This is a genomic window from Gordonia sp. SCSIO 19800 (assembly GCF_018132775.1).
GTDB lineage: Bacteria > Actinomycetota > Actinomycetes > Mycobacteriales > Mycobacteriaceae > Gordonia > Gordonia hongkongensis.
The window spans coordinates 14,430-37,587 of sequence record NZ_JAGRQM010000029.1 but is presented as its reverse complement, the minus strand read 5'-3'; the positions used below and the strand labels follow the sequence as shown (position 1 = coordinate 37,587).

General features: G+C 70.1%; 16 protein-coding genes. 3 read left to right on the top strand and 13 right to left on the bottom strand.

The window, feature by feature from the left end; translation table 11 throughout:
* Positions 1-284: 284 nt before the first annotated feature.
* Entirely contained in the window at positions 285-2,432 is a 2,148-nt protein-coding gene (locus KB201_RS22595) for an ATP-dependent DNA helicase UvrD2 (protein WP_307848120.1), read from the bottom strand.
* A gap of 81 nt (positions 2,433-2,513) precedes the next feature.
* Between KB201_RS22595 and KB201_RS22590 the strand changes: the two genes are divergently transcribed.
* Positions 2,514-2,798: a mycoredoxin gene (locus KB201_RS22590; RefSeq protein WP_058251890.1), complete on the top strand. Its 285-nt coding sequence runs from the start codon at positions 2,514-2,516 to the stop codon at positions 2,796-2,798.
* Positions 2,799-2,840: 42 nt separating this feature from the next.
* Here the strand turns inward: KB201_RS22590 and nudC are convergent, their stop codons facing one another.
* From nudC to KB201_RS22570, 4 genes are all read right to left on the bottom strand, one after another.
* The gene (gene nudC / locus KB201_RS22585; RefSeq protein ID WP_249146333.1) at positions 2,841-3,764 is read right to left on the bottom strand and encodes an NAD(+) diphosphatase; all 924 of its coding nucleotides are present in this window, start codon (positions 3,762-3,764) and stop codon (positions 2,841-2,843) included.
* 43 nt (positions 3,765-3,807) lie between these two features.
* The gene (locus tag KB201_RS22580; protein ID WP_058252009.1) at positions 3,808-4,878 is read right to left on the bottom strand and encodes a TrkA family potassium uptake protein; all 1,071 of its coding nucleotides are present in this window, start codon (positions 4,876-4,878) and stop codon (positions 3,808-3,810) included.
* A gap of 102 nt (positions 4,879-4,980) precedes the next feature.
* Entirely contained in the window at positions 4,981-8,385 is a 3,405-nt protein-coding gene (locus KB201_RS22575) for an ATP-dependent helicase (protein WP_211540545.1), read from the bottom strand.
* Positions 8,378-11,815, bottom strand: a complete 3,438-nt coding sequence (locus KB201_RS22570; protein ID WP_211540542.1) for an ATP-dependent DNA helicase — start codon at positions 11,813-11,815, stop codon at positions 8,378-8,380. Before KB201_RS22570 ends, KB201_RS22575 begins: the two co-directional genes overlap by 8 nt.
* Before the next feature lie 108 nt (positions 11,816-11,923).
* On the opposite strand from KB201_RS22570, the gene KB201_RS22565 reads away from it, so the two are divergent.
* Together KB201_RS22565 and KB201_RS22560 are read left to right on the top strand one after the other, a co-directional pair.
* Positions 11,924-12,700, top strand: a complete 777-nt coding sequence (locus tag KB201_RS22565) for an alpha/beta fold hydrolase (RefSeq protein WP_078113370.1) — start codon at positions 11,924-11,926, stop codon at positions 12,698-12,700.
* A 23-nt stretch (positions 12,701-12,723) separates the two neighbouring features.
* Complete coding sequence (locus KB201_RS22560; protein ID WP_058251895.1) at positions 12,724-13,026, top strand: MGMT family protein; 303 nt, start codon at positions 12,724-12,726, stop codon at positions 13,024-13,026.
* Positions 13,027-13,113: 87 nt separating this feature from the next.
* On the opposite strand, the gene KB201_RS22555 is transcribed toward KB201_RS22560, so the two are convergent.
* The 8 genes from KB201_RS22555 to KB201_RS22520 all read right to left on the bottom strand — a co-directional run bounded on the left by KB201_RS22555 (position 13,114) and on the right by KB201_RS22520 (position 23,118).
* Positions 13,114-13,857, bottom strand: a complete 744-nt coding sequence (locus KB201_RS22555; protein ID WP_055475542.1) for a sirohydrochlorin chelatase — start codon at positions 13,855-13,857, stop codon at positions 13,114-13,116.
* A 17-nt stretch (positions 13,858-13,874) separates the two neighbouring features.
* Positions 13,875-15,059, bottom strand: coding sequence for a uroporphyrinogen-III synthase (locus tag KB201_RS22550; RefSeq protein WP_211540555.1), 1,185 nt, complete (start codon positions 15,057-15,059; stop codon positions 13,875-13,877).
* Positions 15,060-15,064: 5 nt separating this feature from the next.
* Complete coding sequence (locus KB201_RS22545; protein ID WP_137810419.1) at positions 15,065-15,502, bottom strand: nitrite reductase (NAD(P)H) small subunit family protein; 438 nt, start codon at positions 15,500-15,502, stop codon at positions 15,065-15,067.
* On the bottom strand, positions 15,499-18,087 hold the full coding sequence (nirB, locus tag KB201_RS22540) for a nitrite reductase large subunit NirB (protein ID WP_078113368.1): 2,589 nt from the start codon (positions 18,085-18,087) through the stop codon (positions 15,499-15,501). The genes KB201_RS22545 and nirB overlap by 4 nt, the downstream gene beginning before the upstream one ends.
* 37 nt (positions 18,088-18,124) lie before the next feature.
* A complete protein-coding gene (locus tag KB201_RS22535; RefSeq protein ID WP_211540539.1) occupies positions 18,125-19,630 on the bottom strand; it encodes a NarK/NasA family nitrate transporter in 1,506 nt (501 codons plus the stop codon).
* Positions 19,631-19,867: 237 nt separating this feature from the next.
* The gene (locus tag KB201_RS22530; protein WP_055475607.1) at positions 19,868-20,722 is read right to left on the bottom strand and encodes a TIGR02569 family protein; all 855 of its coding nucleotides are present in this window, start codon (positions 20,720-20,722) and stop codon (positions 19,868-19,870) included.
* Positions 20,723-20,807: 85 nt separating this feature from the next.
* The gene (gene moeZ / locus KB201_RS22525) at positions 20,808-22,016 is read right to left on the bottom strand and encodes an adenylyltransferase/sulfurtransferase MoeZ (protein ID WP_211540537.1); all 1,209 of its coding nucleotides are present in this window, start codon (positions 22,014-22,016) and stop codon (positions 20,808-20,810) included.
* 58 nt (positions 22,017-22,074) lie between these two features.
* Positions 22,075-23,118, bottom strand: coding sequence for a DUF3152 domain-containing protein (locus KB201_RS22520; protein ID WP_055475547.1), 1,044 nt, complete (start codon positions 23,116-23,118; stop codon positions 22,075-22,077).
* Positions 23,119-23,158 lie beyond the last annotated feature (40 nt).

The following is a 23,158-nucleotide window of genomic DNA, read 5'->3' as shown; positions in this document are numbered from 1 at the left end:
TCCAGGAGCGGGTGCGACCGGTACGCGCGATGGCGGGCTGATTCGGCTTCAGCGCATGCAATTTCGGCGCATACGTGTCGGCTGCTCTCAGGTTCGCCGCAGACTGGCAGATGCCGGCCTGGCTCACGGTGATTCCGTTCACTGATCCACTCCCTTCTGGTCTCGTGGCTTTCCGCGTTCGTGTCGGTCGTCGGTGACTGTGGCGGGCCGGTGTGACGGACGCACACAACCCATCCCCGTACTGACGGGACTCAGAGTAGACGCTGGGCCGAAACCCGCACAACCTATTTTTGACCTGCGGTCTTGACGAGTTCGATGATGTCGGCGCCGTACTCGTCGACCTTCTTCGCCCCGATTCCCGAGATCGCCACCAGCGCAGCGGTATCGGTCGGTCGTTGCTCGGCGATCGCGGTGAGCGTCTTGTCGGAGAAGACGACGAAGGCCGGCACCTTTTTCTCCTGGGCCCGCTCGCGACGCCACTCCTTGAGCGAGACCAGCAGTCCTTCGTCCAGATCCGACGGGCACCCGGCGCAGCGACCGAGCAGCGTCGCGGTCGAATCCATCAACCGGGAACCGCAGACCCGGCAGGTCGGTCCGCGGCGGGGCGCGCGCTCCTTCGCGATCGGCGACGCGGGTGAGTCGTCGGGCACGAGGTCGGCGAGGAACCGCGAGCGACGCCGGGCACGGCCGCCCTCGTTGCGGGCCAGGGCCCACGACAGGTGCAGGTGCTCGCGGGCACGCGTCACTCCGACATAGAACAGTCGCCGCTCTTCCTCGACCTCTTCCCAGGACCCCTTGATCGCCTGGCTGATGGGCAGCGACCCGTCGGTGAGTCCGACGAGGAACACCGCATCCCACTCGAGTCCCTTGGCCGCGTGCAGCGACGACAGCGTCACGCCCTGCACCGTCGGGGGATGGCGCGCCTCGGCGCGGGCGGCGAGTTCTGCCGACAGCTGCGGCAGCGTCAGGTCCGGGTTCTCGGCGACCATGTCCTCGGTCAGCTGAACCAGCGCTTTCAGTGATTCCCACCGGCTACGCGCCTGCGCACCGGACGGCTGCTCCTCGCTGAGACCCAGCTCGCCCAGCACCGCGCGTACGACGTCGAGGAGCTCCACGTCGGGTCTGACTTCGCGGCCGGCGACCGTCGCGAGCTGCCGCATGGCCTGCCGGACCTCGGTGCGCGCGAAGAACGCCTCGCCGCCGCGCACCTGGTACGGGATGCCCACCTCGGTCAGGGCCTGCTCGTAGTTCTCGGACTGTGCGTTGACGCGGTACAGGATCGCGATCTCGGCGGGCGCGACCCCCGATCTGATGAGGTGTTTGATCTCGATGGCGATCGCCGTCGCGGCGGCGGGCTCGTCGTCGTACTCGGCGAACTGCGGCGCCGGCCCGGGCGGGCGCTGTCCGATGAGCTGCAGGCGGGTTCCCGCGATGCGCCCCCGGGCGGCGCCGATGACGCGGTTCGCCAGATCGACGACCTGCGGGGTGGACCGGTAGTCGCGCTCGAGACGGACGACCGTGGCCTCCGGGAACCGGCGACTGAAATCCAAGAGATGGTTCGGCGAGGCACCGGTGAACGTGTAGATCGTCTGGTTGGCGTCACCGACGACCGTCAGGTCGTCGCGTTCCCCGAGCCAGGCGTCCAGCAGACCCTGCTGCACCGGCGTCACGTCCTGGTACTCGTCGACGACGAAACACCGGTACCGCGAACGGAATTCGTCCGCGGCGCCCGGTTCGACGGTGAGGATCTGGGTCATGTAGATGAGCATGTCGTCGAAATCGAGCAACCGGTCCCCGTCGGGCGAGACCTTGGCGTCCTCGTAGTGCCCGTACACGGCCGCGACCTTCGGCGGCGGTGCCGGGGACTCGCGGCCGAGCCGGCCGACCGCCTCGACGTAGTTCTCCGGTGAGATCAGCGAGGCCTTGGCCCACTCGATCTCCGACGACAGGTCTCGCAGCGTATCGGTCGAGGTGTCGAGGCCGGAGCGGCGAGCCGCCCGCGAGATGAGCGGGAACTTGTTGTCCAAGAGCTCCCACCGGGCGTCACCGAAGGCACGCGGCCAGAAGTACCGCAGCTGACGCATGGCGGCCGCGTGGAAGGTCTGGGCCGCGACGCTGCCCCCCGTACCGCCGACACCGAGACTGCGCAGGCGGGTGCGCATCTCGCCGGCGGCGCGGGCGGTGAAGGTGACCGCCAGGACCTGGCCGGGATTGACCTGGCCGGTGTCGACGAGGTGGGCGATGCGCCTGGTGATGGTCCGGGTCTTGCCCGTGCCCGCCCCGGCCAGCACGCACACCGGTCCGCGCGGCGCCAGGACTGCGGCGCTCTGCTCGGGGTCGAGTCCCTCGACCGCGCCGCCACTCGCCGACACCGCGGCACGACGCGGGGACTCGGGTTTCGCGGCAGAAGTCGGGTGAGGCACGGCGTCCACTATGTCACCAACCACCGACGCCGCCGGCAGGCGAACAACGCGGACGGGAACAGCAGGCCCGAACATGGTGTTATGGGACCCATGAGCAACGTGATCGACGACGAGGCCGGCGCCCGCACCTCCGACTCCGGTGAGCTGACCATGTACACCACGTCGTGGTGCGGCTTCTGCGCGCGCCTCAAGCGCGGCCTCAAGAGCAGCGGTATCAGCTGGCAGGAGATCGACATCGAGCTGAACCCGGACGCCGCCGAATTCGTGGGCAGCGTGAACGGCGGCAACCATGTCGTCCCGACCGTCCTCTATGCCGACGGCACCACCGCCACCAACCCGTCGATCGCCGACGTGAAGGCGAAGCTGGGCGTCTGAGTCCGGTCGGCCGGCGATGAGTCCAGCGCGACGGCGGCCCGTCTATCCGGCCGCCCAGGCCTCGATCATCGAACGAGCGATGGAGATCGATCCGGGGAGGCGCAGACGGTCGGCGTCGTCGGAACCCGGCGCCTCGGCGCGGGACCAGCCGTCGCCCCGGGCCAGCGCCGCCCGGACCTCGTCGCGATGGAACCACTGCGCATCGCCGATCTCGCCGTCGAGGAACGCCAGCTCGTCGGCCGGGTCGCCGAGCGCCGCGAAGCCCAGCATCAGCGACCGCGGGAACGGCCATGGCTGGCTGCCCAGGTAGCGCGGTTCCCGCACCACGATCCCGACCTCTTCGTACACCTCGCGCAGGACGCACTGTTCGAGCGACTCCCCCGGCTCGACGAAGCCGGCCAGCGTCGAATACCAACCCTGCGGCCACACCGACTGGCGGCCGAGCAGGATGCGATCGGCGCCGTCGTGGACGACGGTGATGATCGCCGGGTCGGTCCGCGGGAACTCGTCGCGGCCGGAATCCACACTGCGCCGGACCCAACCACCCCGGGCCGGCCGGGTGACGGAACCGTCGACCGGTGAATGACTCGCGGTCGCATGCCAGTTCAGGATTCCCAGGGCGGTCGCGAGGAGCCCCGCCTCGTCGGCGGACAGTCGCGTCGCACCGCGCCGGGCGTCATCGGTCGGCCCGTCGATGTGGTCCACCCGGCGCGTCCACAGGTCGGCTCCACCGGCGCCGCCCGACCCATCGAATCCGAGGATCACCGCATCCCCGGGCGGCGCCTCGGCCACGGTCGGAGCCGCAACCCAGTGCAGCGCACCGGAATCGGTGACCGGGTAGCGGCCGGCCGCGTCGATCAACAGCACCTTGGCCGTCGGCCAGCCGGCGGCCATCCGCTCGGCGTCGTCGCGGATCGCGTCCGCCCGGTCGAACACCGCCCGCGACAGCAGCGGCGGCTGGGGCATGTCGAAATGCACGGTGACACGGCCTTTCTCGATGACGGAACGATCAGTCGTCGTTGGGGTTGGTGCGGACGTACAGCAGCCGGTCACCGACTTCGATCTGTTCGACCTCGCTGTCGTCGACGCGGTGCAGCACACCGTTCCGCACGACACCCAGGACGATGTCGCGGGTGTGGGCGGGCGATCCGCCGGTCTCGGTCGGGTCGACCTCGCGCTCGGCGATGGCGTAGCCGGCATCCGGGGTGAGGAGGTCCTCGATCACCTCGACCACCGACGGGGTCATCGTCGCGATCCCGAGGAGGCGGCCGGCGGTCTCCGACGACACCACCACCGAGTTGGCGCCGGACTGGCGCATCAGGTGGGTGTTCTCCGACTCCCGGATCGACGCGACGATCTTCGCCCGCGGATTGAGTTCGCGGGCGGTGAGCGTGGCGAGGACCGCGGTGTCGTCGCGGCTGGTGGCGACGACGATGCTGGCGGCGTGCGCGACACCGGCGAGGCGGAGCACATCCGACTTGGTGGCGTCGCCGCGCACGGTGACCAGCCCGTCGGAGGCGGCCGCCTCGAGCACGGTGGCGTCCGCGTCGACGACGACGATCTCGGAGGGCTTGATGCCGTCGCCCCGCATGGCGTCCACCGCGGTGCGGCCCTTGGTGCCGTAGCCGATGACCACGGTGTGATTGCGCACGGTATTCCTCCAACGCTGGATCTTGAGCGCCTGGCGCGACCGTTCGGTGAGCACCTCGAGGGTGGTACCGATCAGCACGATCAGGAACAGCACGCGCAACGGCGTGATGATGACGAGGTTGATGAAACGGGCGAACGGGGTGATCGGTGTGATGTCGCCGTAGCCGGTCGTGGAGAGGGTCACCGCGGAGTAGTAGAGCGCGTCCAGGTACGACAACTCGTTGTCCTGGGCATCGCGATAGCCGGCGCGATCCAGCCAGACCACGACCGAGGTGAACAGCAGGGCCAGGGTCGCCCAGAAGACGCGACGACCGATCGCCCGGCTAGGGCTCTGCTGGAGTTCGGGGATGCGGACGACGCCGACCAGTGCGTGGTCGGGCCGGTTGGCCAGCTCGGTACCGCCGAAGCGTCGGCGCAGACGGTTAGCCACCGGCACGCACGCGCACGTCGAGTTCGCTCACACGCTGCAATGTAGCCCACCTCGGGGCATCACAAGGCATGTGGCGGGAGCTGTCCCGGGGCAGCGGCGCGCTCAGCGGGCCAGCTTCGCGGCGAGGGTCGCCTCGTCGGGCAGGTCGTCGGCCTCCAGGGTGTGCCCGTCGCGCACATAGTGGAACGCGGCGCGGACCTTGGTCGGCTCCACCCCGGCCAGCTGCGCCCACGCCAGGCGGTACGCGGCGAGCTGGATGAAGAGTGATTCCCGGCGGGCGGGTTCGGGGATCACACCGGTCTTCCAGTCCACGACCGTCCACGAACCGTCCTTCTCGGCGAAGACCGCGTCGATCCGTCCGCGCACGACGATCCCGCCGATGACGGTCTCGAAGGGCACCTCCACCTCGGTCGGGCTGCGATTCGCCCACGGCGAGGAGAGGAACGCGGCCCGCAGTTCCTCGAGATCGGCGTCCGGGCTCGCGGTCGCGTCGGCGGCGCCGGGCAGTTCGTCGATGTCGAGGAGTCGTGTCGCCCCGAACCAGCGTTCCACCCAGGCGTGGAACGCGGTGCCGCGCCGGGCCATCGGGTTGGGCCGGAACGGGGTGGGCCGGCGGAGCCGGCGAGCGAACTCGGCCTCGTCGGCGTCGAGTTCGACCAGCTGGCTGACGGACAGATGGGTCGGCAACGACACCTCGACGAGCGCCTGGTTGGCCTGATGGTGCTCGGCGAGCAGGGCCGACACCTCGGCCTCCCACGCCCCGATCTCGTCCGCGGGGTCGGCCGGTGGCGTTGCGGGGGTCTCGGCATCGGCGGGGCCGGACTGGGCAGCAGGTGTGTCGAACAGCGCGGGCGCCGCGCGGCCGGCGATGGCGTCGGCGACCAGATCGGCCGCCCGCTGTACCGAGTCGCGGCGGCCGGCGAGCGGATCACGCGGCCACGGCGCCGCGATCGCACGTTCGGCCAACGGATTCGGGCTGTCCGGTTCGGGCGGTGGCGTCCGCACCGCGATCGACAGACCGGTCGAGTCGACGCTCGGGTCGGCGATCGCCTCATCGATGCCGGTCATCAACTCGTCGAAGAATTCCGAACCGCCGCGGGGTTTGTCGCCGGTCTCCGACCAGTGGTGCGCCGAGATCAGCAGGTCGTGCCGGGCGCGGGTGAGCGCCACATAGAGCAGCCGGCGATCCTCCTCGAGTCGCCGTTCGCCGATCGCGGCCTTGTGGTCGGTCAGGGCGTCCTCGAGCTGCTTGCGGTCGGCGACGGTGTCGATCTTCAGAACCGGGAACCCCTCCGGCGCACCGTCGGCCGCCTCGGCCGGGATCGCCAGATCGCCGCGCATGTCCGCCGGGAGTTCGCGCGCGCTGCCCAACCATGTGGTGTCGGCCTTGGCGCTGGGGAAGATCCCCTTCGCCAGGTGCGGGATCGCGACGACATCCCATTCCAGGCCCTTGGCCGCATGCACGGTGAGGATCTGCACCCGCTGTTCGGCCACCTCGATGCGGCCCGGTTCGAGACCCTTCTCGATGGTCTCGGCAGCGTCCAGGAAAGCGAGCAGTCCAGGCAGATTCGCTCCCGGACGATCGGCGTAATGACTGACGTAGTCGGCGAAGGCGTCGAGGTGTTCGCGTCCGGTGATCGCACCCCGCATGCGGCGCGCCCGGATCTGCGCCTCGACGCCGACCCCGATCGTGTTCTCCACGTCGGCGACGAGTTCGGGCAGCGGTTGTCCGATGCGACGGCGCAGTGACTCCAACTGCGCACCGAACGCCCGGATGCGGGCGTAACCCTCGGGGCTGTAGTCGGTGGGTTCGCCCGGGTCGACGACGGCGTCGGCGATGCCCGCCCGGTCGACGATCTCGGTGGGCAGCACCGCGTCGAGTGCGGCGTCGAGCGCTTCCCTGCTGGTGACCACCCCGCCCGCCTCGGCGAAACTCTCCGCCGCCAGGTTGGTGGCCCGACGCCACAGCGCGGCGAGATCCTTGGCGCCCAGCCGCCAGCGGGCCCCGGTGAGCAGACGCATGACCGCGGTCCCGGCCATCGGGTCGGCCATCACGCGCAGGGTCGCGACGATGTCCTCGATCTCCGGGACGTGCAGCAGCCCGCCGATGCCGACCACCTCGGTGGGGATGCCCCGACTCTCGAGCTCGGCGGCCAGCGGCGCCGAATCCTCGTTGCGGCGCACCAGGATCGCGGTGGTCGGCGGCGCGACGTCCGCGGCCTCGGCCGCCCGGTAGCGTTCCTCGATGGCGTCGGCGATCCAGTTGCGTTCGTCCAGAACCGTTTCGGTCAGAGCGATCGACGCCGTTCCGTGCGGGGCATCGGGACGCGGCCGGAGCACACTGACCGGGATACCGCGGCGTCGGAGCTCTTCGGAGATCTGATTCGCCAGCCGCAACCCCTGGGCCGAGTTGCGCCAGCTGGTGAGCAGTTCGAGGCGCCGGGCCGGGGTCCCGTCGGGTCGTGGGAAGTCGTGCGCGAACCGCGGCAGGTTGGCCGCCGAGGCGCCACGCCACCCGTAGATGGACTGGATGGGGTCGCCGACCGAGGTGACCGCGACCGGCGCACGGCCGTGCCCGCCGAACAGGGTCGACAGCAACACCCGTTGCGAGTGGCCGGTGTCCTGGTACTCGTCGAGGAGAACCGCGCGGAAGGCGGTGCGCTCGGCGGTCACGACCTCGGGATTGGACACCACCAGCCGTGCCGCCAGCGACATCTGGCTGCCGAAGTCGAGCGCGGACTGGGCGCGCATCGTCTCGCCCAGCGCGATGACCATCGGGATCAGCTCGCGACGTTCGTCGATGACCTCCTGGACCTTCAGCAGCGCCTGGGTCGGTTTGTCACGCTGCTTGGGGCCCTTCGGGAGGGTGTCGACGAGTTCGTACAGCGTCGAACCCGCCTGCGCGAGGTCGGCGATGTCGACGAGGTGCTCGGACATCTCGCCGTACAGCTTGAGCACCGCCTCGGTGACACTCGCCGGCACCTTTTTGGTGTTCAGTTCGCCCGGCCACGCGGAGACGAGGGAGAACGCGAGCTGCCAGAGCTCGGTCTCGGTGAGCAGCGTCGACGACGGTTCCACCGGCAGCAGCAGCCCGTAGTCGGCGATCAACCGGCCGGCGTAGGCGTGGTAGGTGCTCACCTCGGGGTCGGCGCCGCGCAGGCGGGCGGCCAACGCGCCGTCGGGATCCCAGTTCCGCAGCGCCGGCGACCCGGCAAGCATCGAGAGCCGACGCCGGATGCGGGCGCCGAGTTCGCTCGCGGCCTTGCGCGTGAACGTGAGCCCGAGGATCTCGTCGGGGGCCACGAGCTGGTTGGCCACCAGCCACACCACGCGCGAGGCCATCGTCTCGGTCTTGCCGGCTCCGGCCCCGGCGACGACGAGCATCGGCTCCATGGGTGCCTCGATCACCGCCACCTGCTCGGGCGTGGGGTCGGGCAGACCCAGCGCCGCGGCCAGTGACTTCGCCCCGACCATCGGCCGTTCGGTCCGATCCTGCAGGTCAGTCATCGGTCACCGCCTTCCCCGGGATCTGAGCCGGACAGCTGGTGGTGAGGTTGCAGTGCACACAGCCCGGGTTGGGCGTCGCGCTGTACGTCGGACCGATACTCGCGCGGGCCGCGCGACGCACCACCCCGATCCACTCGTCGAGCAGCTCCGGCGTGAGCGGCGACTGAACACGCTCGGCCGCACCGGAATTGCGGTTCGCGGTCGACACGTAGACCAGTCGGGCGCCGCCCGGCGCGGCGTCGCCGAACTGGGGCACGCCGCCGTGCGCCAGCGCCACCTGATAGGCCGCCATCTGCGCGTGCTCGTCGGCGTCGGCCTTGGTGATGGGGTTCTTCGAGGTCTTCACGTCGACGACGACCGGCCGGCCGGCGCCATCGGTCTCGAGGCGGTCGACACGCCCGCGCAGACGGACCGCGGGCTCATCGGAATCCGGCCCCGAAGCCGCGGGAATGGTTGCGTCGATCGGCAATTCGACGCCCACCTCCTCGAGATCGGCACGCGAGATGCGCAGCCACTCCCGGAAGTGCCCGAGCATGCCCTCGGCGCGTTCGAGTTCGCGAGCCGAGTACCAGCCCGCCCCGGTGTCGACGCGTTCCCAGATGCCGCGCAGCGCCGCCGTCACCTCGGCCGGGTCGAGCTGGCCGGCGACCGCCTGGACGAGCGTGTGCACGAGACTGCCGGTCAGCGCGGGAGTGCCGTCGCCGTCGCGGCCGCCGTTGCGTTCGAGCACCCACCGCAGCGAACAGCGGGTCAGTGCATCGATATTCGACGGCGAGAGCGTCAGCGCCCCCGACTCCGGCGTCCACAGCGGATCGTCGGTGCTGGGTGCGGCGAGCCCGAACCAGTCGCGCGGGTGCGCACCCGGGATGTCGGAGTCGGCGAGCTCGGCCAGCAGACGCGCCGCGGCCTTCGTCCGGGGTGCATCGGGTTCATCGACGCCGGCGATCACCGCCGACCGCAGTGTCGCGACGAGGGACGGCAACGAGAGCACCCGGTCGACGCCTGGATCGAGCCGTACCTCGGCGCGGGCCGACTCGGCCGGATCGTCGGTGTCCCCCACCAGATCTGCGAGCTCGGTGATGAACCGCGACGGCGAGGCGTCCCCGCTGCCGTCCTCGACCGCGGTCACGAGCAGCCGGCTGCGGGCCCTGGTGCAGGCGACGAGGAAGAGCCGACGCTCGTCGGCGAGTGCCGTCGCCCCACGGGCGACGGTGTCCACGGCGTCGGCGGCCATGCCGTCGAGGAGGTCGACGAGTTGCCCGGTGGCGAGGACACCGCCCCGGCTGCGCAGCGACGGCCACAGTCCGTCCTGGACCCCGGCGACGGCGACGACCTCCCATTCCCGCCCCACCGCGGCGTGCGCGGACAGCACGGTCACCGACTCGGTTGCGGCGGTGGCTGTTCGGCTGTCGCGCGGGATCTGCAACTGGGACAGGTAGTGCACGAATCCGGCGGGCCCGGCCGCGGGCAGCGTGTCGGTGAAATCCGCGGCGGATTCGAACATCGCCATGACCGCGTCGAGGTCGCGGTCGGCCTGCTCACCGGCCGGGCCGGCGCGGACCGCCGATGCCGCCCACCGCCGCTCGAGTCCCGTGGCCTGCCACGCCGCCCACAGGGTCTCCTCGATCCCGCGGCGCGCGTCATGGACCCGCTGGGCCGCACCGACGACGTCCAGCACGCGGGCCAGCGGCGCCGCCTCGGTCTCGGTGAGCCGTCGGCGATAGCGCGCGCCGACCTCGGGGTCGAGGATGGCGCGGGTCAGCGACGTGAGCGAATCCGGTTGTCCCGCTGGTTCGTCGGCATCGTCGAGACGCCGCACACCGCGTCGGAGACGGCGCATCGAGCCCGGGTCGGCCGCTCCGATCGGACCGGACAGCAACGTGAGCGTGTCCTCGGTGGTGAAGAGCTCGCTGGTGAACGGGTCGGTGGTGGTGGAGTCGGTGGTGTCGGGCAGGTCGGCATCTGCTCCCGCGGCCGCCCGCGCGGCGACGGCGCGCAGCACCAGCATCAGTCCGATCACGGCTCGTTGCCGATGCAGGGGGAGGTCGCTCGCGGGCGTCGTCAGGGGTACGCCCGCGGACCGGAAGGCGCGTCGGAGCGGCGGCAGGGCCAGGGACACCGACCGGACGACGACCGCCATCTGCGACCACGGGACCCCGTCGAACAGGTGCGCACGCCGCAGGAGGTCGGCGATGGCGGTGGCCTCTTTCGCGGCAGACCCGTACACGCGCACCGCGGCCGCGCCTCCCCCATCGGCAGCGCCCGGGTCGGCGTCGGCCGAATCCGTCACCGGGTCGGGATACGGGTGCGGGCGAGCGCCGGGCAGCCGGGCGGCGATCGCGCGCCCGAGGCGGGACAGCTCGGGCCGGGCGCGGTGATCGTGTTCCAGCAGGATGTCGAACGGGCTGCCCGGTTCGGCCAGCCCGTCCGCGAATCGCGGACTCGCACCCCGGAATCCGAACACGGACTGGTCGGTGTCGGCGGCGATGATCGTCGAGAGGGTTCCGGTGCCGACCAGCGTGATGAGCTGCGCCGCCTGCGGGTCGAGATGCTGCGCGTCATCGACCAGCAGATGTCGGATACGACGGCGCTCGCCGCTCAGCAGGTCGGGATCGGTGGCGAAGGCCGACAGGGCCGACCCGATCAACTCGGCCGCGTCGACCGCGGGCGCCGAGGCCCCCGGGGTCTCGAGCCCGACCGCCCCGCGCAGCAGCATGTTCTGCTCGTACTGCGCGTAGGCACGGGCGGCCGCGGCCCACTCCGGTCGTTTGTGCGTACGCCCCAGCGCGGCAAGCTCTTCCGGACCCACCCCGCGTTCGGCGGCGCGCATCATCAGGTCGCGCAACGCCTGGGCGAACCCGTCGGTGCCCAGCGCGGGCCGTAGGTGGGCAGGCCAGTACCCGGCGCCGTCCTCGATGTCACCGGCGAGCAGTTCACGCAGGACGACATCCTGTTCGGACCCCGTGATGAGGCGCGGCGGCGGATTGTTGTGGGCCTGCGCCTGTAAGCGGAGGATCGCGAAGGCGTAGGAGTGCACGGTCCGCACCAGTGGCTCGCGCAGCGCACCGCCGAGCACCCGGCGACCGCTCGAGCCCGCGGACAGGACGCGCCGGGTGATCTCCTCCCGGAGCGCGACGGCGGCGCGTCGGCTCGACGCCAGGACGAGGACCGACTCCGGATCGGTGGCGGGGTCGAGCAGGCGGGCGACCGCGGCGTCGACGATCAGCGCGGTCTTTCCGCTCCCGGGGCCGCCGTGCACCCGCACCGGGCGCCACGCCTGCTCCTCGTCCGCCGGCCGACTCGTGGGCGGGTCGATCACCTGCGCCACCGACGGTGGCCAGTACCGGGGCCGGTCCGTCGGGTCGGGGGCCGCGACGAGTCGCGCACGCAGCGCGCTCCGCGGGGTCTGGGCACCCGGTTTCCGACTCATGCACCCATCGAATCACGGCCCACCGACGACCACGTCGGCCGTGCCCGCGACCTGTGTCCCCGCGACCTGTGTCAGAGTCCGCCGCGCGGCGTACGGCAGGATGGACGGGTGACAGCTCTCAACACGCATGTCTTCGGCAGCGGTCCTGCGGTTCTCGCGATCCACGGACTCACCGGGCACGGCCGCCGCTGGGCAGCGCTGACCGATCACCTCCCCGGCGTGCGCCTCGTCGCGCCGGATCTGATCGGTCACGGCCGGTCCCCGTGGCGACCGCCGTGGAGCATCGAGCACCAGGTGCGGGCGTTGTCCGCGGTGATCGACGAACACATCCCCGCCGATGAGCAGCCGGTGGTCGTCGTGGGTCACTCGTTCGGTGGCGCGCTGGCGTTGCACCTGGCCAACCGCCGCCCGGATGCGGTGAAGGGGCTGGTGCTGCTCGACCCCGCGCAGGGCCTCGACCCCGAATTCGCGCTCGACGTGGCCACCGACAGTCTCGACAACTGGGACTACGCGGATGCCGACACCGCCCGCGCCGCGAAACGTGCGGAGGGCTGGGCCGCCGTTCCCGACGAGCTCATGGAGGCCGAGCTCGCCGAACACCTCGTCCCCCGGCCGCGCGGCCGGGTCGGCTGGCGGGTGAGCGCACCCGCCGCGGCGGCGTCGTGGAGCGAGATGGCAAGGCCCGCAGTACTTCCGCCGCCAGGTGTGCCCACCCACGTGGTGGTCGCCGACCAGGTCCAGCCCCCGTTCGTGCGGCCGGCCTTCCTCGATGCGTGCGCGAGCGAGCGCGGCGACGAGGTCACCGTCCACCACGCCGACTGCGGCCACATGGTGCCGTTCCTCGAGCCCGGGCTCGCGGCCGCGCTGGTCCGATCGCTGCTGTAGCGACGACATCTGTCGAGGCGACGATGGCAGCCATCACCGAGGAGCAGGTCGAACGGGTCCGTGCACTCGTGTCGGCCATTCCGGCCGGCCAGGTGAGCACCTACGGCGACCTGGCCGCCGCGGCCGGGTTGTCCAGCCCGCGGATCGTCGGCTGGATCATGCGGACCGATTCGGCCGACCTGCCCTGGCACCGTGTGGTGCCCGCCGGCGGCCGGCCGGCGCCGCATCTCGCGACTCGTCAGCTGGAACGGCTACGGGCGGAGGGTGTTCCGATCACCGACGGGCGAATCCGACTGCGCGAGTGCCGGTGGGACCCCGCCACGTGACCGACCCGCAAACCCACCTGTTCTCGGCATACCCACCCCCTTGGAGGGTGCTGGATATGCCGAAAAAGGGTGGGTTTGCAGGGCAGCTCAGACGTGGCGCGGGACCGGCACACGTCGGTACGGACTGATGGCCGCGCGCATCCGCGTGACGATCAGGTCGACGATCCTGGGGTCCGGCCCCAGGGGTGCGGCGACCGCGTCCGCGCCGTAGGTGCTCAGGCGCTGATGGAACAGGCCCGGGGCGAGGAGGTGGCTGGCGATCACGACCCGCCGTCCCGTGCGCCGGGCCCGCTCGACCGCCTCGGGCACCGTGGGGGTCGCGGTCGTGATGAACCCGACCTCGACCCGTCCGCCGATCAGCGATTCCAGCTGCCGGGCGGCCAGATGAACCTGCCCGCAGGCACTCTCGTCCGACGACCCGGCGGCGGCGAGCACGACCGCATCGCCCGGTTCCCAGCCCGCTTCGGCCAGCCGGAGTCGGGCGACCGAGGCGATGGCCGGATCGGGACCCAGCGCCCGGGTGACGACGGTGTCCGCCCGGCCGGCGGCCGCGACGTGTTCGGGCAGGTCCTTGCGGACGTGGTAGCCCGAGGCGAGGAACGCGGGCACCAGCACCGCCGGACGCTCCAGGTCGGCGATGACCTCGCTCGGCGTCGGTCCGAGGACGTCGACGAATGCGGTGCGGGTGAGCCCGATGCGGGCGCTGACGGCTTCGGCGATCTCTGCGATCACGTTGACCCCGTGCGGGTTGCGGGTCCCGTGCGCGACCAGGACAGGGCTGTACCCCTGCAACCGGTCACCATGCGGAAGCCGTACATGGTTGTCGTGCATGTGTTCTCGCTTCCTTCTCACTCGTCTTCGGCGTCGTACTCGAGGTCGACCGCGAGCCGGTAACCACGCTTGACGACGGTCTGCACCATCTTCGAATCCCCCAGTGCGGCACGGAGTCGCGCGACGGCGACCTCGACCGCATGGGTGTCGGAGCTGTCGCCGGGCAGACCGGCGAGCAACTCCCGCCGCGAGACCACGCGACCGGGGTTGCGGGCCAACAGTTTGAGCAGGAGCAGACTCGTCGCCGACATCTCCCGCAGCTCACCGTCGACCACGACGGCCTGGCCGCGGATGGCGGTGTCGTGCCCGGCGACCCGCAGCAGGTGGCTCCGCCGCGGCAGTTCGTCGGTGATCAGGCGCGCGAGCGCGCCGAGACGGAACCGGCGCGGGTAGATCGTCGGGATCTGCAGCGCCTCCAGCGGACTGGCGGTCACCGAACCCACGCACATCACCGGTACCGCGGTCCGCAGTGCGTGGATGAACTGCTGCAGCTTGCCGAGTTCTTTGGCACGGGTCAGGATCGACGCCGCCGCCGGGGCGCTGGTGAAGGTGATCGCGTCGAGATCGCCGCGGAGCACCGCACCGATCATCTTGTCGATGCGCGCCACGTCGGGGTGCATGTGCCAGCGGTACACCGGGATCGGCACCACCTCGGCACCGGCGGCGCGCAGCACCGTGCAGAAGTCCGGCAGCGGTTCCCACTCGCTGGTGGCACCGTGCAACTGGACCGCGATCCGAACGCCGTCGACGCCCTCTTCCAGCAGCCGGTCGAGGACTTCCGAGGAGGACTCGCTCTCCGGCGACCACTCCTCGCGCAGCCCCGCCGCCCGGATCGCGCCCTTGGCCTTCGGGCCGCGTGCGATCAGCCGACTCTCGGACAGCGCCCGTAGGACGGCCTCGGCGTTGCCCCACCCGTCGGCGGCCTCGACCCACCCGCGGAAGCCGATACCGGTCGTGGCGACCATCACCTCGGGCGGGTGGGCGATGAGTTCCTCGGTCACCCGCTCGAGTTCGGTGTCGTCGACCAGAGGCAGGATGCGGATGGTCGGCGCCTGCATCACCTCGGCACCGCGTCGTTCCAGCAGTACCGCGAACTCCTCGGCGCGACGCGCGGCGGTGATCCCGATCGTGAAACCGGCGAGCGGCAACGGGTCGGGGTCCGGTGAGGTTGCGCCGGCAGGGTCTGCACCGGCGGGGGTCATGGTGTTCACGCCGGGAAGAACACCTCGACGATGCGGTTGACCACCCGCACACCGTAGCTGGGGACCGACACCGTCTCGTCGTCCAGGCAGATCCCGGTGCGCAGCGCGAAGACCTGTTTACCCAGCGGCGAGGCGACGGTGGGTTCGCCCCCGCGGTCGCCGGTGAGTCCCCGGGAGAGGACCGCGGCGCGACCGAACGGATCGATGTTGCCGATCGCGTACAGGCGGGAGCGCCCGGGCGCCGCCTCGCGATCGGACTCGGCGGCGGGCAGACGGAACAGCGCGGCCTGCACACCCTCGGGACCCAGCACGGCGACGCCGCGACCGACGATCAGGTCGTCGATCGAACAAGCGCGCACCCAGCTCCCCTCACACGCCGTGGCGGCGCCGGTGGGTGTCGTCTCTGCGGACATGGTGTCGGCCTCCCCTGGCGCGATGGTCATGTGGGCACTCCTTCTCTCACCGGTCGCTCGCTCACTCCATCGGGGCCCGACGGAGCGGTCGCACCCGGACGGACCGCCGGCATGTCGAGCAGCACCGGCGCCTTGCGCTCGTACTCGGAGAACCGGATCGTCGGGTCGACGACATCGGGCGCATTCACGAACGAGACGAACCGCTTCAGCTTGTCCTCGTCCGCGAGCACCGCGGCCCACTCGTCCTGGTAACCGCCGACGTGGCGGGCCATCGCCTCCTCGAGTTCGGCGGCGAGCCCCAGGCTGTCCTCACACACCACGTCCTTCAGATGGTCGAGACCACCTTCGAGCGACTCCAGCCACGGCGCCGTGCGCTGCAGTCGATCGGCTGTTCGGATGTAGAACATGAGGTACCGATCAATGTAGGCGACGAGGGTCTCGTCATCCACTCCGCTGGCGAGCAGCACCGCATGCTTGGGGCTCTGGCCGCCGTTGCCGCCGACGTAGAGGTTCCAGCCGTGCTCGGTGGCGATGACACCGACGTCCTTGCCCCTCGCCTCGGCGCACTCGCGGGCACATCCCGACACCCCGAACTTGATCTTGTGGGGTGAGCGGAGTCCGCGGTACCGCTTCTCCAGGAGCACGGCCATGCCGACCGAGTCCTGCACGCCGTACCGGCACCACGTCGAACCGACGCAACTCTTCACCGTCCGCAGGCTCTTGCCGTACGCCTGCCCCGACTCCATCCCGGCGTCGACGAGGCGCCGCCAGATCTCGGGCAACTGGTCGACGCGCGCACCGAACAGGTCGATCCGCTGGCCGCCGGTGACCTTGGTGTACAGCCCGAAGTCGCGCGCAATCTCACCGATCACGATCAGCTGCTCGGGCGTGACCTCGCCACCGGGCATCCGCGGCACGACCGAGTACGAGCCGTTCTTCTGCATGTTCGCCAGGAAGTGGTCGTTGGTGTCCTGCAGCGCGGCCTGCTCGCCCTCGAGGATGTGGTCGCTGGAGGTCGACGCGAGGATCGACGCGACCGTCGGCTTGCAGATCTCGCAACCCTGCCCGGTGCCGTACCGGTCGACGAGTTCGGAGAACGTGCGGATTCCGGTCACCGCGACGATCTCGAACAGCTCGGCGCGCGACTGGGTGAAGTGGTCGCACAGCGACTTGCTCAGTTCGACCCCGGACGCGGCGAGCAGTTGCTTGATGCTGGGCAGGCAGCCACCGCAGGTGGTGCCGGCCGAGGTGCAGCCCTTGACCGCGGCGATGTCGCACGCACCGTCGGCGATCGCCGAGCAGATGGCACCCTTCGAGACGCCGTTGCACGAGCAGATCTCCGCGTCGTCGGGCAGTGCGTCCATACCCACCGCAGCACCGCCCTCGGGTGCGATGAGGGCAGCGGGGTCGCCCGGGATCTCCCGGCCGACCATCGGCTTGAGCATCGCGTAGGCCGATGCGTCGCCGACCAGGATTCCGCCGAGCAGCGTCTTCGCGTCGTCGCTGACGACGATCTTCGCGTACCGGCCGGCGACCGCGTCGTGGTAGGTGATCTCCAGCGCGTTCTCGGTGGTGCCGAACGCGTCGCCGAAGCTGGCCACGTCGACGCCGAGGAGCTTCAACTTCGTGGACAGGTCGGCACCGGGGAACTCCGACGTCCCGCCGAGCAGACGGTCGGCGACCACCTCGGCGGTCGAGTAACCGGGGGCGACGAGGCCGTAGCAGCGGCCTTCGACGGCGGCGACCTCGCCGATGGCGTAGACGTTCTCGTCGTCGGTTCCACAACCGGCGTCGACGAGCACGCCGCCGCGCTCGCCGACGGCCAGTCCCGCGTCCCGAGCGAGCTGATCGCGCGGTCGGACGCCGGCGGAGAACACCACGAGCGAGGCGTCGATCGTCGACTCGTCGGACAGCGTGACCCGCAGGCCGCCGTCCTCGGCGTCGGCGATCTCCGACGTCCCGACCCCGGTGTGGACCTCGAGTCCGAGCTCGGTCACCAGGTTCTTCAGGATCGCGCCGCCGCCCTCGTCGACCTGCATCGGCATCAGACGCGGGGCGAACTCCACCACGTGCGGGGTCATCCCCATGAGCTTGAGTGCGTTGGCGGCCTCGAGTCCGAGCAGGCCGCCACCGACGACCACACCCGTCGCACCCGGACCGGCGGCCTCGGCCGCGGCCCGGATGTCGTCGAGGTCGTCGAGGGTGCGGTAGACGAAGCACCGGTCGTTGTCGTGACCGGGGACCGGCGGGACGAAAGCGTAGGAACCGGTGGCCAGAACGACTGCGTCGTAGTCAATCTCGCGACCGCTCGAGGTGACGACCCGGCGGGCGTCTCGATCGATGCCGGTGACGGTCTCGCCCAGATGCGTGACGACCCGATCGTCCCCGGCGTACGTGTTCCCCTCGAGTGCGAGAGAATCCCGAAGCCAGGCACCGACATACGAGGACAGCCCCACCCGGTCGTAGGCCGGGTCGATCTCCTCGCTGACGATCTCGATACGCCACAGGTCGGTCGCGTCACGCTCGCGGAGCGCCTGGACGAAGCGGTGACCGACCATGCCATGGCCCACCACCACCACTGTCTTGGTTGTGCGCGTTGCGGTTTCGCTGTTCACTGCTCTTTGCTCCCTTGCCTCGCCGGTCCCGTGAGGATCAGGCCAGCGCTTCCTTGGTTGCCTGCTTGTCGGTGCCCTCGGCGGCAGCACCGGTCGATGCGGTCCCGTCGACAGTCGATGCCGGTTCGTCATGGGCACCGGTGACCGCGAGATCGGTGGTCTCCGCGATGACGATCGGGCGCCGGGCGTAGAACCACCAGGTCACGACCGCTGCCAGGACGTAGAAGAGCATGAACACCCAGAAGGCCATCGTCGCCGACTTGTTGGACTGGTAGCTGGCGCGCAGCACCAAGTTGATGCCCACACCGCCGAGACCGCCTGCGGCACCGGCGATCCCGATGAGCGCGCCGGACATGCTCCGCGACCACTTCGTCTTCCCGAGCGAATTCATTCCGCTCTGCGCCTGTGCCTTGTGCTCCCAGATGGTCGGGATGATCTTGTAGACCGACCCGTTGGCCAGGCCCGAGAGCAGGAACAGCAGGATGAAGCCGATGATGAAGGCCGTCAACGTGGCGCCGGTGATCGTCTTGCCGTTGTTGTCGGCGATCGTGCCGGCGACCACGAGGATCGCCGCGGAGAAGACCATCGCGATGAAGGTGTACAGCGTCACCTTGCCACCGCCGACGCGATCGGCCAGTTTTCCGCCGTAGGGACGGATGACCGACCCCAGCAGCGGACCGATCCAGACGATCTGCGCTGCTGCCAGCGCCGGCTTCGCGACTCCGGCCTCGGTGAAACTGATGTTGAGGACCTGGCCGAACGCGAACCCGAAGCCGATGAAGGAACCGAACGTACCGATGTAGAGCAGGCAGATCAGCCACGTGTCGCGGTACTTGAGGCAGTCGAGCATCGCCCGGCCGCTGGCCGTCTGGTGGTCCAGGTTGTCCATGTAGAGGGCGGCACCGATACCGGCGACGGCCAGGGCGACCAGGTAGATGGCGCACACGATCTCGGGTTGGTCGGCGGCGAGCCAGATGACCAGCAGACCGATGACCTGCACGACCGGCACGCCGATGTTGCCGCCGCCGGCGTTGAGTCCGAGCGCCCAGCCCTTCAGCCGTTGCGGGTAGAACGCGTTGATGTTGGTCATCGACGACGCGAAGTTGCCGCCACCGAAACCGGTGATGGCCGCGACGGCGAGGAACCAGCCGAACCCGAACTCGCCCGGGTTCATCATCAGCATCATCGTCAGCCCGGTCGGGATGAGCAGCACGACGGCGGAGAAGATCGCCCAGTTGCGGCCGCCGAACTTGGCGGTGGCCTGCGTGTACGGGATACGCAGGCAAGAACCGACCAGCGTCGCGGTGGCGGCGATGACGAACTTCTGGTCCATGCTGATGCCGTACTCGGGGCCCATGAACAGGGCCATCACCGAGAACAGGGACCAGATCGAGAATCCGACATGCTCACAGATGACCGACCAGATCAGATTGCGCTTGGCGATCGCGGCATTGCCGTTGTCCCAGGCGACCCGGTCCTCCGGGTCCCAGTCGGTGATCGTGTGGTCCCGTGTCAGTTGTGCTCTGAGATCTGCGAATGCCAAGGCTCCGCCTCCGATGGTTGCTGGTCTACGTGGTGTCACTGCCGTGCACAGGGCTGCGTGCAGTGGTGGCTGTCGTGGAAGACGCCGACACCGGTGTCGTGCGACTCGAGACCAAGTGTGGAGGGGGCGTGTTGCGCGGATTTTCCGCGAGGTGACCGCATCGTCACGTTGTCCTCACTCCGTCACGCGGGCGTTGTGAGAACCCTGTCAGCGGTCAGTCAGGGCTGTGAGCTGCGGTTATACGAGTAAACGTACATGTTCGACGACTCGCTGCAACCCGGGCAGTGCGCCCGAGGTCGACCGCGGGTGCAGCGCGTGGACTGCCAACCGGAACATCGTCGCCCGCAGCATCATCTGCGGCCACTCGGGCTGATCCGACCATCGCTGGATGAGTTCGGTGTCGGCACCACCCCACGCCAGGGCGTCGACCACCGCGACCGCCGCCGCCCACGGGGCGGGCCGCCAATACGGGACGATGTCGGTGATCCCCGGGGCCGCGGCACCGGCGAACAGCACCGTGCCGAAGAGGTCACCGTGCACGACCTGAGACGGCAGATCCACCGGCTTACGAAGCTTCGCAAGGGTTTTCAGCATGTCGACGCTCTGCACACCGTCGGGTGCGGTCGGCTCGGCCATACCGGCGGCCCGGGCCGAGCGCAGCGGGACGTCCTCCCAGGCGGCACGATCGGCCGCGGTGAACACGTCGACGTCGGTGTGCGGCGGAGCAGGCGGCTGCAGCAGGAACCGGGGCCGTTCGAGCGAGGCGGTCGCCTCGTGCAGCCGGTCGGCGACCAGGACGACCTCGTCGTGCCGTGGTTCGGGCGTCCCGGCGATGTAGGTGTCGGCCCGCCAGCCCGACACCACGTACCGGCCGTCGGTGGCGCGGAACGGACGCGCGATGCGCATCCCCTCCACGAACAGGGATTCGCGCACCGACGCCGACCACGCGGCGCGCGCGTGGTCGGGAACCAGTGAGAGCACGACTTCGCCGACACGCCACCCGCCGACCCACGATTCCCCCATCGCGATGGGCGGGTGGGCGGTGAGCCCGAACGTGTTCAACACGTGTCCGGGCGGCTCGACGGTGTTCACGTCGGCCAGATTACCGAGCGCGGTAGTCCGTTTCCGGAAGGCACGCGGCAACCACCCGCACCGACGTGCGGATCGATGACCGGGCTCAGTAGACCGGCAACGTCTTGTCGACCTGGTTCGCCCACGCGGTCACGCCGCCCTGCAGGTGCGTGGCGTCGGCGAAACCGGCTCGCTTCAGCGCAGCGAGCGCCTCGGCGGACCGGATGCCGGTCTTGCAGTAGAGCACGGTGGGCCGGTCCTGCGGCACCTTGGCGAGACCCTCGCCGGAGAGGATGTCGCCCTTCGGGATGAGGGTCGCGCCGTCGATGCGGACGATGTCCCATTCGACGGGCTCCCGGACGTCGATGATCGCCAGCTTCTCGCCCGCGTCGATCTTGTGCTTGAGTTCGACGGCGGTCAGCGTCGACCCCGCGGCGGCGTCGGACGCCTCCGAGGAGACGACACCGCAGAAGTCGTCGTAGTCAATGAGACCGGCGATCCGCTCACCCTCCGGATCCTTGCGGATCTTGATGGTCCGGTAGGTCATGTCGAGGGCGTCGTACACCATGAGACGACCGAGGAGGGGCTCGCCGATCCCACAGATCAGCTTGATGGCCTCGGTGCCCATGATCGATCCGATCGAGGCGCAGAGGATGCCGAGTACACCGCCTTCGGCGCAGGACGGCACCATCCCGGGCGGCGGTGCCTGCGGGTAGAGGTCGCGGTAGTTGAGCCCGCGGCCGTCGGGGGCGTCCTCCCAGAAGACCGAGGCCTGACCCTCGAAGCGGTAGATCGACCCCCACACGTAGGGCTTGTGCGCGAGGACCGCGGCGTCGTTGACCAGGTACCGGGTCGCGAAGTTGTCGGTGCCGTCGAGGATGAGGTCGTACTGCGAGAACAGTTCGATCGCACCCTCGGGCTCGAGCCGCTGGTCATGCAGGTTGACGGTGACGAAGGGGTTGATCTCCAGGATGGAGTCCCGCGCGCTCTCGGCCTTGGGCCGGCCGATGTCGGACTGGCCGTGGATGACCTGGCGCTGCAGGTTGGATTCGTCGACGATGTCGAACTCGACGATGCCGATCGTCCCGACGCCCGCCGCAGCGAGGTACAGCAGTGTCGGCGAACCCAGTCCGCCGGCGCCGATCACCAGCACCTTGGCGTTCTTCAGACGCTTCTGACCGTCCATCCCCACGTCCGGGATGATCAGGTGACGGCTGTAGCGGGCCACCTCTTCGTTGCTCAGTTCCGCGGCCGGTCCCACCAGCGGCGGCAGCGACCCTGTGGGCGACCCTTGCGATGACACGAACGCCTCCATTGTTCGGGCTGACTACGTACCCCCGGCACAACGGATGAGTCCGCGGCGGCATTCCCGGTCAGCGGGTGGGGAACGGCCAGGGATTGGGACGGCACACAAAGGTCCGGTTGGCCTTCATCTGTGGGTCCAGAGCCATGATCTCGGAGTTCGCGACGCCGAAGGACTGCTGCATCATGATCGGCGCGAGCGCGCCGTCCTCGCGGCACGCCTCGTGCGCCTCGTAGCCGATGCCGTGACCGACCTCGTGGTTGATGAGGTACTGCCGGTAGGCGACGTCGTCACCCTGATAGGACAGCGCACCGCGCACCCATCGGGCTTCGTTCAGCGTTACCCGCGCCTGCGGCGGGTAATAGCACGAGGTCTCCAGGCGGATCTGGTAGCCGCACAACTCGCGGGTGGTGCCGGTCGAGGTGAGCGAGATGCGGAGGTCGGGTTCGCCGCGGTCGACACGGCGGAAGGACACGCGGCCGTCGCCGATCCAGCTGCGCGGGTTGGCGAGCGTCGTGTCCACCATCTTCGCGAAGGTCGGGTCACCGCCGTAGTCCTGCGGGTTGAGGCCGTTCTCCACCTCCACCGTGTAGGTGTACACCTGCCCGCCGGTGCCGACGGGCGGACCGCCGCCGCGCAGGACCCGGAACGTCTTGCGGGCCCGGTCGGTGAACGGGCCGCCCTGGGGCAGCGTCCCGGCGGGCAGCGCGGCCGCCTGGATGTCGCCGGTGGGGGCACCGATCGGGCGGGTCTCCTTGCTGATGTCGGTGTTGCGCGCCGCGGAGTCGGGGCTGGCGGCCGCCGCCGGCTCGAGCGCATCGGTCCGGCCGTCCCGGATGGTGACGACGATCAGCGCGATCGTCAGGATCGTGAGCACCGGGATCGCATAGGCACGCCACCCATAGGTCGAGACGAACCGCCCGAGCGCCGACTGCTTCTTGTATTCCGGCTGGGCATCGCGGTCGACGCGGGGACGTCCGCTGTCGTCGGTCGGGTCCCAGCGCGCTCGTAGCGGCTGGTCCGGTCTGGGGCGTCCCGACGATCTCGGGCCGACATCCTTGGCACGCACCCGGCCACGCTCGGACCCGGGGCCACCGTCCTCTGTGCGGCTCACCGGTCAACTTTCTCACAGCAGACCACCGATACTGCGCAGG